Origin of the sequence: Nostoc sp. ChiQUE01b (assembly GCF_034531255.1) — a bacterium.
Taxonomy (GTDB): domain Bacteria; phylum Cyanobacteriota; class Cyanobacteriia; order Cyanobacteriales; family Nostocaceae; genus Nostoc.
In genome coordinates this window covers 1-16,522 of sequence record NZ_JAVRBM010000040.1, presented here as the reverse complement: position 1 = coordinate 16,522, position 16,522 = coordinate 1, and the positions used below count along the sequence as shown (strand labels likewise).

The following is a 16,522-nucleotide window of genomic DNA, read 5'->3' as shown; positions in this document are numbered from 1 at the left end:
TGCCGGGATTAAAGCACAGCTAAAACCACCGCTTGCTTCCAGTCAAGCTAGATAATCCTGTAAATCTATCGACTTACCGTATTTTGCAGATATTAAATCAGACTTTCTCACAATCGGTGATAAAAATCAAGAGGTTTTTATAATTAACTTAGTAAGAGCGTGAAAGCCACAAATGAACAGACGCACAGCGTCGTATTCTCTGCTTGAGACTGTGGATGAAATGCGGCGCAGTGGGTTTTGTCCCCGTAGGTTTCTAGGAATGCTCGAAACTTCTCCCAGTCAGTAGACCTGTCTTGAAAGTCTACTTTCATCCTTGGTTGTGAGTCGAAGGCTCATGGAGGTCTCTTGCAAAAGTCCGCTAACACCCCACCCCCAACCCCTAAGAGTATGTTTGAAAAGTCCTTTTGTTGGTAGCAAAAAGTTTTAGATCCCCCTAAATCCCCCTTAAAAAGGGGGACTTTGATTCTAATTCCCCCTTTTTAAGGCAGGGCTGTTTCATTCCCTGAAAAAGCTTAATTTACAAGCGTATCAACCAAAAAAATCAGGTAGTTCAAAAATTTTATTTGCCCATCAGCCTTGCGATCGCACTTAGATTTACTCATTGAATTAGTAATTTTTCGATTGCCGACTCACTAAAATTTCTGGCTGATACTCTTGACAAAATCCTGATCTGAGCGAATGAAACAGCCCTGCTTTTTAAGGGGGGATAGGGGGGATCAACAAGTGCCTAAAATCACAGCTAACCACTTTTCAAACAGCCTCTAAGAGCAGGCGGGGAACTCGGGGCCCCCTCTGGGGATTAGGGGCAGGGAGACTTTGACGTAAGTCAAAGGCGGGGTGGGGTTCTTATTTTAGATTTATGCAAGAAGTCTATTGAATTTACCCGTTTCCCTCCGACGCTGAAACCATGTATTGATGGTATTACCATTGAAATAGCTCCCCTTCTCCCAAAATTGGGAGAAGGGTTGAGGGCAAATTTTGCATTTGTGCAAAAAGTCTAGTAATTAGGAATTACAAATTACCAATTAAGCTGCTAGGCTTCCAAATCCATCTCACCATCATCATCGTCATGATCGTAAGGGATATCATCAAGGTCTATCATTTCAGAAATTTCTTCTACTTCAGTTAGATACTCAGATTCTTGATGTTCGCGTTCGATGAGACGACCAGTTGACTTCAACCATTCCAAGAGAATAAACTCATTACTTGTACGAATTACAGGCGCTCGCTGATTACGAGGTTCTTCACGCAAAGGACTTATAGGCATAAAAAAAAACTCACTTTGAATTACAGGTTAGCGTACAAAAACGTCAAAATTGTACATTAAGGTTAAAAGTCTTGTATGACAAGTCTTTTCTCAACAGACGAAATATGACCCATTGAAGTTTTGTCTCAAGTCCATTTAGCTATTTACCATTAAAATGTCCTCATGTCAGTTTTAATAATAAATATATTACAAAGCATTTGGTAGCTTGACGAGAGTTTCATACATATCAGGGGGTAATGCAGACAGTCCATTCGCTACAGTGACTGCATCAGCTAAGTTACTAAATTGACACCGGACTATTTCTTGTCCATTTCCTGAAGGGAATCGTTTTCTAGCTTTATTAGATACAGCACAAATAATCGCTAAAGCTTTGGCGAACCCGTCTTTTGTCAATATTCTTTCTTGAGCGAACCCTTCAACAGGGATAAGACAAACCTCAAACCGATAGCCCGGTCTGGGAGAAACAGCTATGTCGATATATGGTTTATCTTCTTTTCTGATTCGGCGTAAATATTTAGCTGTTGAATTAGGATCGTGCAAATCAGTCCCAAGGGCGTAAGTAAAAAAGCAATCTTCTGTGAGGGACTCAGGACGAGTAATTATATCCGTGGGCATAAGTTCCAGTAGTATCCGTATGTTGTCTACGTGTGTGACACACTAGACTTGTCCGTTCTTCTTAGCACATTTTCTTTGACAGTTAGGTGTATCAGTGTCAAGCGAGACATTGCAATACATTTCGACTAACTAAAATTTCAATTTTTGAAATATTTATGACATCAAACACCTTCAGAATCAAAGGGTGTAGAGATTTAGATTCAAAGAGGGGTCTATATAAGTCAGTTACATAACCGAAAATATTTCTCAACATCATAAAATCATAACATAGTTGATGCCAAATCCTGCGATCGCTACCTCACAGTATCACTGGATGCCTAAAAGCGATCGCAATCACGCTTAAGTGATGATTACATTATGAAATTATTAAAAAGCTTAAATATATTTTGGGAATTTAAAGGTGTTTGAAAAGTAGTTTTTATAGCGCTTTTATTTCTTTATTCAGAGAAAAACAAAAAACTTTCACTTAATATGTGATTTTGCTTATTAAGATTTTTTTAGAGGTTGGAATTAGTATTTAATAAAGTTTACTAATTGCTTGACAAAAAACACACTATCTGGGTTGTTTGGAATCGAGTCTTGTGACTATATTCTGTCAAAATCGTGGATTTTTCCCTATTTTTTGTGTTTTTCACGACATCAAAAAAATAAAAAATGGTTTATGCTACCAAACGAAATCATTAATCGTGTCATTCACGTTATTGACTCAGTGCTAGTACGGTTTTTTTGGTGTAGTTAAAACAGGCTTTCTGAGTCCTTTTCTAATAAGGCTATACCAACATTTTAGGCACTTTATCACTAGTGCCTAAGCTGACAAATTATACCAATTTTAAATAATCCGCTCAATACGTAGATTGAGTCGTAGCAATATCTCGTAGATTACGAGATAAAACTCAACAGATACAAGATGTTGGGGCCTTGGGTTTCGTCCTTCAAACGCCAATTGCTTCTTTCTTTACCTAAAGAGAGACGTTGAGCGTAGCTTGCCTAAACGCAGAAAAGCTGGGAAACCCTTCTACAGCAATGGCTTTCTAACCTACATTTGTAGCGATTGTTTTTCAAATTGGTATTAGTCATGAGTAGCAACCATCACAAAACCCATTAGAACTAGCTACCATTCCGTCTCCATTAAACTTTTTTGAGGTATCCAATGAACAAGATTAATCTGTACAAACAACGCCAGAGCAAAAATAAGGTATTGATTTTAACTTCCCTGACTGTTTTGGCTTCTTCATTAGTACTACCCTTCCAACAAGCCTTTGCTGCAACATTGACTACTGTTGTAAATTTCAACGGCACTAACGGAGCTACACCAAGAGCTGGTGTACTTAAAGGCAACGGTACTGATGGCAATCTTTATGGAACTACTTCGGCTGGTGGCACTTCTGGTAATGGAACTGCGTTCAAATTAACTCCTACTGCTTTCACTACTCTGACCACATTAATCAACTTCACCGGAACCTCTGGAGTCAACAAAGGGACTAATCCAGTTGCTAGATTATTCCAAGCAGTCGATGGCAATTTGTATGGGGCAACCTTTACAGGTGGTACAAGTAACCTCGGCAGTGTGTTTAAGTTGGCACAAACAGCTTTTACAACCCTGACAACTCTTGCAAATTTCACAGGCACTAATGGAGCTAACCCAGCAGGCCGACTGATTACAGGTACTGATGGCAGTTTGTGGGGGACAAGCTCTACAGGTGGGGCCAATAATAAAGGAACTATATTCAAGGTTTCGCCCACCACCGGGGCACTCACCACCATTAGAAGCTTCAGTGGTACTGATGGAGCAACTCCATTAGCAAGATTGCAATTCGCTACCGATGGAAACTACTACGGCAGCGCCTCTGCCGGTGGAGCAAGTGCTAAAGGAGTTGTCTTCAAGTTAACTCCCGCAGGAATACTGACTTCATATAGCTTTACTGGCGCCAATGGAGCAAATCCACAGTCTGGATTAATTGAATCTAGCGGATTCCTTTACGGCACCGCTAAACTGGGTGGAGCCAGCAATCAAGGAGCTATATTCAAGGTTCCAATTGGTGGCGGTACACCCGTTTTAGTTGCCAGTTTTAATGGCACCAATGGGGCCAACCCAACGGCTGCAATCATAAAAGCAAGCAATGGTAACTTCTATGGCACAGCTTCTGCTGGTGGGGCAAATGATAAAGGAGTTATCTATCAGCTGACTGGAGCAACCATCACCGGCTTAATTAGTTTTAATGGTACTAATGGGGCAACGCCAGAGTCCACACTAATTCAGCTCTCAAATGGTGATTTTTATGGTACTGCCTCTTTTGGCGGTAGTTCTAATCTAGGAACTGTGTTTAAGTTTGTAATCTAGTTCCAAATCTAATCGGCGTGTAGAAAAATGGTAAAACGTACATTTGAACGTCTACCATTTTTCTACAATCGATCTAAACTTTTCAATACAAGTATTTAAATTTCGGTGACTCAATACTGTTTCACATCATGTTTGTTTGATTACTTATTAAATCCCAAGAACCCCAAAAAGCCAAAGCTACGTTTCGTCTCCCCTAAGAGGATGTTTGAAAAGTATTGGGCGAATGGAATTCGCTACTACACAAACGAAGTCCACCTCCGTGGACTAAAGAAAAATCAAGGTTTTTAACCCACAAAGGTGGGTAAAGCCTCGTGTAGCCGCGAATTCTATTCGCCAAGGCTAGTAATAAATTAGACTTTTCAAACAACCTCTGAGAGCAAGCCTACGGTGTACACACAAGTCGGAAACATTTCTACCACTTGGCTCAGATACCTGTGAGTTAACGAAAGTCAAGGCTTTGAAGTTGGTTTATCAAGGCTATCTGTATGAGAAAATTCTCAAAGTCGAGACGACTCTACCAGTTCAATCTCACTCAATACTTGCAATCCAGCTTCTCTAATCAGAGAAAATTAGTTTTAGATAAATCTTAATATTATGTTAACTTAAGTTTATAATTCTGATGTAGAATATATAACCTTACTACTAGTTCATAATTTGATTAATAATGATGTTAAAGCATGTTAAATTATAATAGCTGTAAAATTTGAGACAAACAAATAATAATTATAGTAAACCATAGGAAAATTAGCAAATGTTTAGACAAAGTTCTCACGAGAGAAACTTTTTCAAAGCTTTAACTGGTAGTGCGGCGAAAGAATCTCACAAGTTAAGACAGGCATTTAAATCCTGTCTGACTATTCTGCTTGAATCTGTACCTTTTTTGATTGCTTGTGCTGTATTCGTTAGCGTTATCAGCCTAAAAAGTCCTATCCTGCTCTTTTGTTTACTTGTTGGTAGTTTAATTGCAGTCATCATCCAGCAAATTGGGCAGCAAGTGAATTTACCAAGGCGATCGCTAATATTATTACAAATTTTAGCAGCAGCGATCGTTCTGAGTTTATATTGGTTAGACTGGTTTGCAGCCCCCGCACAAGCACAGTTTTTTGGAGAAGCTGAAAAGTTTTTCAAAAGAAACTTAGCTGGTCAAGGTGGAAATGCTGGTGGTGGCGACACAGCAGTAAGTTTAATATTTAATGTGTTGCGGGCAATTTACTTACTCTATATTGCAATCTCCTTAGTTGGTGTGATTAACGCAGTGCGTAAAGATGAAGATTGGCAAAGCATCGCCAGAACTCCCCTGTTAGTCGTTGTTGCTGTTACGATTGCTGATGTACTCACACGCTTTATAATTGGTCCACAACAGCCGTAAATATTCAGATATTTCAAATGTCTCAAGAGCGGGAACAAGATTTTCGTCCAGTCAATCAGGTTCTAGGAAGCCAACCTTCACTAGGGCCAATTCCTGCCGATCAAATTCTTCCTTGGACGGTAATAGCCTTAGCCTCCTATTTTATTATCAATGGGATTTTTGGAGGTATTTTCCAAGAAGAGTTTCAAAAATGGTTGTGGACAGTACTAATGACTGGTTGGGGAATCGGAACTTGGTGGATTTTAACTGGTGGTAAGAGTTGGAGTTTTTTAAGTAAATTTATTGGCGTTCCCGCTTGGACAAGAGGCTTTGCTCGTTATCAAAGCTTATTGGAAGTAAACCATGAAGCAAAAAATCGGAAAACAAAGCGTCGGCATCGCCGGAAATGAAAGTAGATTAACGCCATTTGAAGATGCCTTGCACTTGGCGACAATGCTGCGTGTCGCCATGAATGGACGTGATATTGGCGCTTATTTGTTAACAAAAGGTACTCAAAAAGATCGGTTCTGCTTTGTTTTTGGTTTTGATTGTAAGGGAATTCATACCACCTTAAGACCTGAACAAATTGATACACTTTTTAATAACATTGAAGCCGGATTAAAAGACATTCCTAGCGGTGAAAGGATGACGCTACACTTGGGTTCTTTTAGTTCAGACAAAGAGCGCCAAAAAGAGTTAGCAACATTAATCAAAAATGCATCATCGCGAGACATCAAATATTTGTTAATGGCGGAGAGAGCCAGAATTAAAGAACTGACTATTTCTGGGATTCGTAAACCTAAATTTTTGCGGATTTATGTAACTTACACGATTGAATCTAACTCGCAACACGCAGATGATTGGATAGAAAAGCTTTTAGTCAAAGCTGAATCCTGGTGGTTGAAATTTAAAGGCGATCTTTTAGAAGTAGAAAATCAACGTATTGAAACCCTGATTACAAATGCTTATAACCAGGGGTTTCTTCGCTGGGAACAAATCTTATCTAACAAAATGGGATTGGATGTCAAACCTTTGACTGCTAATGAACTTTGGGGGGAAATCTGGAAAAGGTTTAATGATACGCAGCCAATAGATATTCCCCAGTTAATGACTTTAGATGAACAAGGACTGCACGAACAAGTTAATTCCGATTTAGCTAGTACTAAATTGCTTATAGACAATATCCACGGCACAACTTTGCTGATGGAATCTAGTGTACCTTGTGCCGATCGCCGCTGGGTTAATGTTAATAATCGTTATATTGGCGCACTGTCATTTCTGGAAAAACCGGGCGGTTGGACTAGTAAATCGGCTCAACTGCGCTATTTATGGGAACTGTTGGCCAGAGAAACAGTAGTAGATACAGAAATTTTTTGTGAGTTGACTGCTGCAAATCCAGCATTGGTAAAAACTACCCTGCAACGAGTGCTGAAGCAGTCAAACATGACAACGATTATGGCTCAAGAAAAAAGTAAAACTATTGATGTCAACGCTCAATTAAAGTTGAAGAAGTCGGTAGCAGCACAAGAACAGTTATTTGAAGGTGCAGTCCCGATTTATACGAGTATCGCTATTTTAGTACATCGTCCAACTTTAGAAAAATTAGATGAGGCGACAAGATATATTGAAAACTGTTTTCAACGTCCAGCCAGAGTAATTAGGGAAACTGAATATGCCTGGAAAATTTGGCTGCAAACTCTACCGATAGTTTGGGAAGGTTTACTAGCAACACCCTTCAACCGTCGCCAGCTATATTTAACCAGTGAAGTTCCGGGATTAATGCCGCTAGTTTTAAGCAAAAAAGGTGACAAACAAGGCTTTGAGTTGATTGCTGAAGAAGGCGGAACACCGATACATTTAGATTTATTTAATCAACACAAAAATTTAGCTTTGTTTGCGACAACTCGTGCTGGTAAATCGGTGTTGGTATCAGGAATTTTAACTCAGGCTTTAGCGCATGGAATTCCGGTTGTGGCGTTAGATTTCCCTAAACCTGATGGCACATCTACTTTTACAGACTACACAGAGTTTATGGAGGGGAATGGAGCCTATTTTGATATTTCCAAACAATCGAATAACTTATTTGAGCAGCCAGATTTACGATCGCTAGAAGTAGAACAACAGCGCGATCGCTTTAACGATTATACCGCCTTCCTGGAATCAGCGTTAATGACAATGGTGTTAGGATCGTCCACTGAAAGTCAAATTTTATCGCAAACCGTGCGATCGCTGCTCAACTTAGCTTTAGAAGCCTTCTTTAGAGATGAAGGTATTAAAGAGCGATATCGACAGGCGATGGAAGGAGGATTTGGCACTCTTGCTTGGCAGAAAACCCCCACTTTAAAAGATTTTCTCTTTTTCTGCTCACCAGAACATTTGCAGCTAAGTTCTTTAACTGGCAGAGTAGAAGACGCCCTCAGTCAAATTCAGTTGCGCTTACGCTTTTGGCTTTCTAGCCGCGTGGGACAAGCCATTTCTGCACCATCCAGCTTTCCTACCGATGCACAACTTTTAGTTTTTGCTCTCAGAAACCTATCAGATAGTGAAGATGCAGCCGTACTATCCTTGAGTGCCTATTCAGCCGCACTCCGACGCGCGTTAAGTAGTCCAGCTTCCATATTCTTTATCGACGAAGCACCAATTTTATTTGAGTTCGAGCAAATTTCCGACTTAGTTGGTAGAGTTTGTGCGAACGGTGCTAAAGCTGGGATCAGAGTCATCTTATCAGGACAAGATCCTGACACCATTGCTAAATCTAAAGCTGCATCAAAAATATTGCAAAACCTGACAACACGATTGATTGGACGCATCCAGCCAGTTGCAGTAGATAGTTTTGCAGACATCTTGAAATATCCCCGTCAAGTTATTTCTCGTAATGCTTCAGAAAGCTTCTTTCCTCGCAAAGAAGGCGTTTATAGCCAATGGTTATTAGATGATAACGGTATTTATACATTCTGCCGTTACTATCCAGGTTACGAACAATTGGCAGCAGTTGCTAATAACCCTTATGAACAAACTGCACGTAGCCAAATGATGCAACTTCACAGCGATAAATATGAAGCAATTTCTGCGTTTGCACGTCAATTAGTGGCGAATCTACGTAGTAGTTAATCGGGCTATCTAAGTAATTAAGAGTGAATAAAACAAATTTGGATTTTAGATTTATGATAGCGTAACGTTAGCGACTTCCGAGCGTCTTTTAGATTTACTGCACCCATTTTTGGGTTGTAGCTTAAGAATTTTAGATTTTAGAATAGCGTCGGGGATTGAACCGAAAAACTAATTCTATTATCCAAAATCCAAAATCAGCACCGTTCAAAAGCTAAATTTTTACCTCACTATATAATGTAGTCTACCTTTTTCAGGCACAGATATATGCGACAAACTACCATTTTTACTTTTACCTTGCTATCCCTGGCAATACTACCAGCAATTGCACAAGTTCAGACAGGCGGATTAGGTCAGGTTTGGACTGACTTTCAATCATATTCCAAAGATATGCAAGATTACTTTCAACATAATAATTTGAAGGATACCTTAAACCCTTTAGAACAAAGTCAAAGTCGAATTGCTATTGAGAATGCTAAGGGAGATTTGAAGATACCTAACCCCGTCGCTGCGGGACAAAAAATTCGTGATGATGTAATTAACTACTCTTATAACTCAGATGCGAAATCAAGTCGTTTTGAGAATAATTCAGCAGTGCGGGGAAATTTAGTTAGCAGTGAACTTAATCGTATAATTACCCGTGGAGTGGCGGTAGGTGTTCTTGGTAAAAATGGACAAATTCGGACAAAAACGAAGTTAGAAAATACTGAAAAAAGTCTGGAAGATATTGAGGGATTTGCCCAGGAACTAGATACTAACAACAGTACATTACTCGGAAAAATTCAGTCCAGTATTACTAATGTAGGTAAAGATGCAGCTAAAGCCGCTGAACCAACAGTAAATGCTATTTCTGGATTGGCAGAATTGCTAGGTGCTAGTCAAGTGCAAATGATGAAAATTCAACAGGAACAAATAAAAATTGTAGCTGAAACATTTGGTCAGACATTACAAACAAATCAGGCTTTGCAATATACCAACTTAAATTTAGCAAACATTTCTCAACAGACAGAAGAGGCGAATCGCGCTCGGAGAGTAGATACATCTACAGAAGCAGCACGACTTTTACGAGCTACTTCTCAACTAGATTTGTTTGGCAGAGAAGCGTTGGATAAATGCGGGATGAATTTGCGGTTAAAACCATTGGAAATGAAAATTCGTGATAAATTGTGCCAAATCAGCCCCTAATTCAGCAACGCCGACAGAGAAAAAGTTGGGAAGTAGAATTTTAAAATAAAAAAACTCTAAGAGGATGTTTTAAAAGTCCTCTGGTCAGTAGCAAAACGTTTTAGATTCCCCTAAATCCTCCGATAAATTGGGGGACTTTGATTCCGGTTCCCCTCTTTTTAGGGGAGCCAGCGCGGTCTTCTCCCAAAGGGAGAGGCTAGCACCAAGGGGTCTCCCCAAGTGGAGCGACTGGCGTGGATTAGGGGAAATCAACAAGTGCTTAAAATTACAATAAACCACTTTTAAAACATCCTCTAAATTGCCATACAATTTTTTAAATCCTTAAACTTCTTACAAACCAACAGGAAGTCTAAAAAACAGGTAGGGTGCGTTAGCGACAGCGTAACGCACCGAAAGCATCCGGGATGGTGCGTTAGGAACGTAACACACCCTACTAAATCTAAAAAAACAGCCCATAAACTCAAAATGCAACTTGCTATTAAACTAATTTTTGCCCAAGTAGGCATCGATCAGATTCTTGATAATGGTGCCGCAACTTCCCAAAGTCTTGCCGAAGGTTGGGACAAACAATGGCTGGATTTATTACAAAATAACACCAGTAATAACTTGTATGGAGCACTGACAAATCTGGGTATTTTTTTTGCTGTAGGAACCCTGTTATTTTTTATGATACAATTCCTCAAAGACTTAATATCCTACGAATACACCCGTCCCATATCAGCTTTAATTTGGCCTTTTATTGTGGTAGTACTCTTAAGTAATTCTGGCAATGGAAGTACACTGTCTAATCTGACGCTGGGAGTGCGGAATTTTCTAAACACTGTGAATCAGCAAGTAGTGGTATCAGCAGATGCAGATAAAATATATCAGCAAGCACTGAATATGAGTGTTGCTGAAGAAGTAGCTGGTTCTTTACTACGTCCTTGTCAATCTCTTACTGGCGAACAACAAAGCCAATGTTTTGCGAAAGCTGCTGAAAAAGTCAACGTTCTCTGGCAGAAATATAGAAATACTTATGGAAATAAAAACTGGATAAGTAGACTACAAACTAAACTAGATAATATCAGATATGGCACTGGCATTGTATCAGAAACCTCTTTTAATTCTTTGTTAGGTTCTACAGTCCAAACGAGTATCAAAAGCTTTTTAGTTTCCTTACAATATGCCTTTCAGAATTTGATAGAAGCTACTATGTTGTTAATAGCAGTTTTAGGGCCAATAGCTGTAGGTGGCTCTTTACTACCTGTAGCTGGTAAACCAATTTTTGCATGGCTGACCGGATTTTTATCTATTGGAATCGCCAAGATTTCATTCAATATTATTGCTGTTCTGACTGCCGCAGTGATTGTCAATGGCCCAGGTCAAAGTGCTAGTGCTGATCCAGACTTAATGTGGTTCATAATTTTTCTAGGAATTTTAGCACCAATTTTATCTTTACTTGTGGCTGCTGCTGGCGGTTTTGCGGTCTTCAGTGCTATCAGCAGTACGGCTTCTTTAGTAAAGGAGAGGATATAAAAAATTCAAAATTCAAAATTCAAAAAATTGTTGTAAGTGTTGTAAATAGTAAGTATATGCAAAACATCATATATAATAGCTGAGGTTTTTGCAAAAGGAGGTGAGAAAATGGTGCGTTTACTAGAAAAAAGACAAAGAACAGCAAGTGTTTTGACATTTTTTGCGATCGCAACCTTTAGTTTACATATATTAGTTTTATTTTTATTCTTATTACAAGGGCTAAATATTCGTCAACTCAGTTTGAGAAAACCTCCCAACTTTGTACAATTAATAGACGGTAAACCAGTAGCTAATATTGATGATTTAGCAAGAGAACCAGAAGCAATTCGCCAATTTATCAGCAAAACAATGATATCAATGTTTAGCTGGTCTGGAACCTTACCACCACAAACTATTGAAGAAGTCGCAACTCCCAAACCAGATTTAGGAATACTGATTAACACATCTCAAGGTGGTAGCCAAAAAATTACTACCAGCACTTGGGTAGCTAGTTTTGCCTTATCAGAAGACTTTCGCAAAGGTTTCTTAAGCACAGTTGCAGAAATGACACCGCCAGAAGTTTTCTCGGAAAATCCCAACCAAGCGATGACTTCACAACTAGTAATTAAGAGAGTTGATCCGCCAAAACAAATTGCACCAGGTAAGTGGCAAATCGGTATGGTAGCTGACTTAATTCAAAAAAATCGAGTTGGTGGTGCAAAACTTATAACTCCTTTTAATAAAGATTTCCTTGTACGTGCAGCAGATTATTTCGCTAATCCCCAAGCCGACAATAGTACCGACTTGCAAAAAGCAATTTATAGTGTCCGCGCTGATAGACTAGAAATTTATGAAATTCGTAATTTATGTTTGCTAGATGACTACAACCCGAACAAAAATCAATCAAAACAATGCGGAACTGGACAAACATCTGATAGTTTTATCAGATAATCGATTTTTTATGTGAAAATAGTTGAAGAAGAATGCAGAATTCAGAATCAATTAGTCGGGGATTCAGACCCGCCACTTTCTTGTTGACCACCAAATTTTCAATTTTGTGGGGGACTTAAACCCATTTATTTATCCGCCAGTCTCATAGAATTCAATTCTGAATTCTGGCGACTGACGCCTCTACTCTGTTTTGTTAAATTATCCGATCAATTATTAATGCAATTACTCAAACCAGAAAATAAGAAAAATAGCCCCTTACCGTTGTTGGCTGTAGGAACGTTTGGTTTACATCTATTTACCTTACTGTTACTAATATTTCACTGGTCTATGTTACAACAGTTAGGTCAACAACTCACACCTCAAAGTTTAGTGCAACTTGTTGATGGTCATGCGATAACGGTAGACCCCCAAGCCAATTTAGAGCGACAACCAGAGACTATTCGGCGCTTTGTGGGTGAAACTATGAGTTTAATGCTTACCTGGTCACAACAACAGCCACCAACACAAGTCTGGGAAATTACCTCCCAACTGGTAGCTGATGATTTTAAAGAAAAACTGAAGTCAGAAATTACTAATTTAAATCCAGATAGCCAATTTGAAAACGTTAATAGAGGAGCGGAGAATGTCTTAGTAATCCAAAAAGTTTCTCAACCTCAAGAAATAAGTAATGGAAAGTGGAAAGTAGAGATACTTGCCAATCAATTAATTTTTAACAGTTATGATAAATTAGGTAAATCAGTTTCCTTTAATAAACAAATTTTAGTTAGAGCAATAGATCAACCTGTAACTTCACTACCAAATGCAGCACTACCGTCGCAGTTTGCAGCTTACCGCCTTGGAGAAGCCAAATTAGAAATTTATAATATATGTGAAATTAAAGATAATAATTGTTCTAAAAATCCAAACTAGGCTCTACCATGACCCGATACTCAACTCCTGCCGAAACGCCTCCCCAAAATGGATTTACTCTAACTACCGACGATCGCCAACCAGAAGTAGAATCTGTAGATTGGGAATCAAGGATGTCAAGGTTGGTCGGCTTTGAAGAAGAATCTTCTACCGATAACCAAGGCTCGGAAGACTCTGCAACGCTGCCAGAGTCGTTATCTCAACCACAAGAAGTTCAGACTAAGCAAGCACTCTCATCTAATCCCTTTGCCAAGTTAGGCTTGGTAGGGGCTGCTACCTTAGCGATCGTTTTGGTAGGTGGTGTGTTTTTGTCTCAATTGATGAGTACCAGCAATCAAAAGCCAAAAAATATTGTTTCTCCACCAGTGCAAGAGCAGCCCACTGATGAATCCATATCTCAACAGATGGAAGGCCAAATAGATACTCTCAAAACGAAATTAGCTCTGACTGAACAAGCACAGATGGTGAAAGATGCCCAACAACAGCTTAGAATTGCCAAATCAACGCCGACAGTAGCCTTACGACAACCCTCAGTTAGACAGAAAGTGATCCCAACACCCCCACCAACAGCTTACGTACCTCGGACAGTGACAGTTGAGCGTGTCATTAGAGTACCTGCTTCTCAACCTTCGCGATCGCCCCAGCTACCAGTTGTGAAGCCAAATACTCAACCGATAGTTAATAATATAACTCCACCAGCTCCACCAAGCCCATTTCAAGAGTGGGCAAGGTTAGCAAAGTTAGGTAGCTACGGTCAAGTCAATCCTAGCAATCAACCTACTAGTAATATCGCTACTTTGGAACCTGCAAACACTAAGCAGCCGCAGCAAGAGACACCAAACCCCGATACTGAGCAAACCCCACAACCGGAAAATTCTGCGGTCAGTCAAGCCCAACCGCAGGGACAGAAATCTGTAGCAGTTGGGAGTAGTGCCAAAGCTGTGTTGGCGACAGCAATATTTGGAGAAACTAGTAATAAGTCAGGCGGTGGTGATGCAGATGAAGCGAAAAACGTATTTGTGATCCGATTGAAAGAACCGCTAAAATCTACCGATGGTACGATCGCTCTACCTGCAAACACTGAATTTTTAACTGAAATTGGTTCGCTTTCTGAACAAGGTCTTTTGCAGATGAACGTAGTCAAAGTTATCTCGCAAAATAATGGCAACCGTACAGAACAAAGCCTACCTAACAATGCAATTATTCTTCGCGGTACTCAAGGCAAACCTTTAATTGCAAATAAATATCCCGGTCAAAGTTCGTCTATAGCCTCGATGGATGCAGGACTATTCGTTTTGGGAGGTATTGCTAAGGCAGCAGAGTTGATAAATCGCCCTGATACAAAACTCGTGCCCTATTCTATACAATCAACATCTCCCAACCCTACCGAAAATGACCCAAACAATACTACCACCAACACCTCCAGTGGCCTTGTTAGTGAGACTGAGAACAGACGCAATCTTGCAGCTGGGGTTCTGGAAGGTGGTATGAACTCTGTAGTACCCCAAATTGCCCAACGTAATCAACAGGCGATCGCCCAAGCGTCTCAACAAGGTGGTGTCTGGTTTTTGCCAGCAGGCACAAATATTGAAATATATGTGAATCAACCAACTCAGTTTTAAGAGGTAATATTTATACCAATTTTAGATATTTGCAACCATGAAAAAGAATATTAATTTGTCAGGAAATAACCCAGAACGTTCTTATTTCCTACCTATAGCTTCCTTAATTTTCTCGGTTGCTATGTTCTTCTTGGTAGGTCGCGCTGTAGCTAATAACGCCGTTCTGCGTTCCGTATTTTCCTGCCAAGCACAGGGTTTAGGAGGACTAACACCTACGATCGACGTTTGGTATCAACAAGGAACAAACTTAAGTTTTATTCCGGCTGGAGAAGTAATTAAAAAAGTTTGGTTGAATGACCCATCAGAGGTAACTATGGATTTTGATGGGCCAGTATGTATGCAGTTTGGTCAAGAAGCTAATAGTAATTCAGCAGATTGTAAAAATTCCGCAGCCAATGTAATTCAACTCAGACGAATTCAAAAACTGGATATTCCTGGACTTCCTCCCACTAGCAATACACTTTTAACAGTTGTTACCGAAGCGCAAGGTAAAAACAAGTTGTATACTTTTAAAGTGATATATAAATCAGATAATCCTGAATATCACACTTTAGCAGTTTTTCCCGATCCTTCTGGTCAGGAGGGAGCTTGTGCGAGAGTTTTACAATAAATAAAGTTCCAGCAAAATTACCCGATAGCCACAGAAGTTTCCCCTCGACAAAAAGCGTTAATGCCTACATATATCTGCATTGTGACCGATCAAAAGCCTTGCTATAATTCCCTCCTTCTAAAAAACGGTTAGGGAGGATTTAAGCCTTTGGGCAGTTTTATTTCTTTAGATGGCACGGTTAAGATAGCGTGTGGGCAGTTGTGTAGTAGTTCAATCAATTGAAAAACGCTATAACTTAACTGATTTAACTGACTCAGGCATTTTTAGCCGACATCTTTATAAATCTTCAGATAAGAACTAACCACAATTTCCAAATCCGTGTAAATATAAAGAAAAGCTTAAGAGGTTACAGACTCATGGTCACTGCCAAAATGATGCAACAGCTTTGGGCTGTAATCGAGTCTACTCAGGTCAACACCCTCCTCCAGTTTGACGATGCTGCTTTAGTACAATTGCTTCTCCAGCAGTTAAAAGCGAAGCAGGGTCTTGATGCCCAGTCAGATAGCACTCTCAATACTTATATAAAATCTAAACTGCCCCTAATTCGGGATACAGCTGAAGGTCGATTATCTTTAGGGCAAGGCGGCAATCATTAGTCCGAAAAATCAAATGATTGCTCGTTGCCAAGCATACGCTCAGAGTTGAAACAGTGGAATATTATGAATAACTGGCTAGTAATTGCCCTAGTAGCTTATCTAATTGGAGCAGCGATTGAAGGGGTGAGTACAGCCAGTCAGCTATCTCATTCAATGCCAGAATTAGCTAAAAATACACAAGCTCATCCTTCAGAGTCTGAAACTGAGTCTAGTTCAAGTTGGCGAGTTGTGGCCGCCATCGCCTCAGTCAGTGTTTGTGGAGCTTTTTTGTGGCCTTGCCGCCTTTTCCACCGTTTAATTAAAAGCAACGTTCGTTCGTAAGCCTAAAACTCCAATACAGTAATTCTCCAAGAAGCTCTGCCCTTCTGAGAGAAGAGTTTTGAGTTTGGCTCTCGCTTACCTATCATATCATGTCCGCTTGATTACTTATTAAACCCGAAGAACCCCACCCCGCCAAAGCGTAGCTTTGTCTCCCC

At 39.8% G+C, this 16,522-nt stretch carries 14 protein-coding genes; 12 read left to right on the top strand and 2 right to left on the bottom strand.

Going from position 1 to position 16,522, the window contains the following annotated elements; all coding sequences use genetic code 11:
- Positions 1–1,033: 1,033 nt before the first annotated feature.
- Together RMY63_RS23795 and RMY63_RS23790 are read right to left on the bottom strand one after the other, a co-directional pair.
- Positions 1,034–1,267 (bottom strand): DUF3134 domain-containing protein, encoded by a 234-nt coding sequence (locus RMY63_RS23795; protein WP_292745509.1) that lies wholly within the window; start codon positions 1,265–1,267, stop codon positions 1,034–1,036.
- 186 nt (positions 1,268–1,453) lie between these two features.
- Complete coding sequence (locus RMY63_RS23790) at positions 1,454–1,882, bottom strand: hypothetical protein (RefSeq protein WP_322731078.1); 429 nt, start codon at positions 1,880–1,882, stop codon at positions 1,454–1,456.
- Positions 1,883–3,032: 1,150 nt separating this feature from the next.
- On the opposite strand from RMY63_RS23790, the gene RMY63_RS23785 reads away from it, so the two are divergent.
- The 12 genes from RMY63_RS23785 (at position 3,033) to RMY63_RS23730 (ending at position 16,367) form a co-directional block, all read left to right on the top strand.
- Entirely contained in the window at positions 3,033–4,223 is a 1,191-nt protein-coding gene (locus RMY63_RS23785; RefSeq protein WP_322731077.1) for a choice-of-anchor tandem repeat GloVer-containing protein, read from the top strand.
- Between the two features lie 751 nt (positions 4,224–4,974).
- A complete protein-coding gene (locus RMY63_RS23780) occupies positions 4,975–5,592 on the top strand; it encodes a hypothetical protein (protein ID WP_322731076.1) in 618 nt (205 codons plus the stop codon).
- Between the two features lie 17 nt (positions 5,593–5,609).
- Positions 5,610–5,981 carry a hypothetical protein gene (locus RMY63_RS23775; protein ID WP_322731075.1) on the top strand — a complete coding sequence of 124 codons (372 nt, stop codon included), beginning with the start codon at positions 5,610–5,612 and terminating at the stop codon, positions 5,979–5,981.
- On the top strand, positions 5,935–8,682 hold the full coding sequence (locus tag RMY63_RS23770; protein ID WP_322731074.1) for a hypothetical protein: 2,748 nt from the start codon (positions 5,935–5,937) through the stop codon (positions 8,680–8,682). The genes RMY63_RS23775 and RMY63_RS23770 overlap by 47 nt, the downstream gene beginning before the upstream one ends.
- Before the next feature lie 264 nt (positions 8,683–8,946).
- Entirely contained in the window at positions 8,947–9,864 is a 918-nt protein-coding gene (locus RMY63_RS23765) for a hypothetical protein (protein ID WP_322731073.1), read from the top strand.
- 465 nt (positions 9,865–10,329) lie between these two features.
- The gene (locus tag RMY63_RS23760) at positions 10,330–11,379 is read left to right on the top strand and encodes a hypothetical protein (protein WP_322731072.1); all 1,050 of its coding nucleotides are present in this window, start codon (positions 10,330–10,332) and stop codon (positions 11,377–11,379) included.
- 108 nt (positions 11,380–11,487) lie between these two features.
- The gene (locus tag RMY63_RS23755) at positions 11,488–12,309 is read left to right on the top strand and encodes a hypothetical protein (protein ID WP_322731071.1); all 822 of its coding nucleotides are present in this window, start codon (positions 11,488–11,490) and stop codon (positions 12,307–12,309) included.
- A 216-nt stretch (positions 12,310–12,525) separates the two neighbouring features.
- Positions 12,526–13,218 carry a hypothetical protein gene (locus RMY63_RS23750; protein WP_322731070.1) on the top strand — a complete coding sequence of 231 codons (693 nt, stop codon included), beginning with the start codon at positions 12,526–12,528 and terminating at the stop codon, positions 13,216–13,218.
- Positions 13,219–13,226: 8 nt separating this feature from the next.
- Positions 13,227–14,840 carry a TrbI/VirB10 family protein gene (locus tag RMY63_RS23745; protein ID WP_322731069.1) on the top strand — a complete coding sequence of 538 codons (1,614 nt, stop codon included), beginning with the start codon at positions 13,227–13,229 and terminating at the stop codon, positions 14,838–14,840.
- Positions 14,841–14,877: 37 nt separating this feature from the next.
- Positions 14,878–15,450, top strand: a complete 573-nt coding sequence (locus RMY63_RS23740; protein WP_322731068.1) for a hypothetical protein — start codon at positions 14,878–14,880, stop codon at positions 15,448–15,450.
- 356 nt (positions 15,451–15,806) lie between these two features.
- Positions 15,807–16,046, top strand: coding sequence for a hypothetical protein (locus RMY63_RS23735; protein ID WP_292735900.1), 240 nt, complete (start codon positions 15,807–15,809; stop codon positions 16,044–16,046).
- A 63-nt stretch (positions 16,047–16,109) separates the two neighbouring features.
- Positions 16,110–16,367, top strand: a complete 258-nt coding sequence (locus RMY63_RS23730) for a hypothetical protein (RefSeq protein ID WP_322731067.1) — start codon at positions 16,110–16,112, stop codon at positions 16,365–16,367.
- Positions 16,368–16,522: the final 155 nt, after the last annotated feature.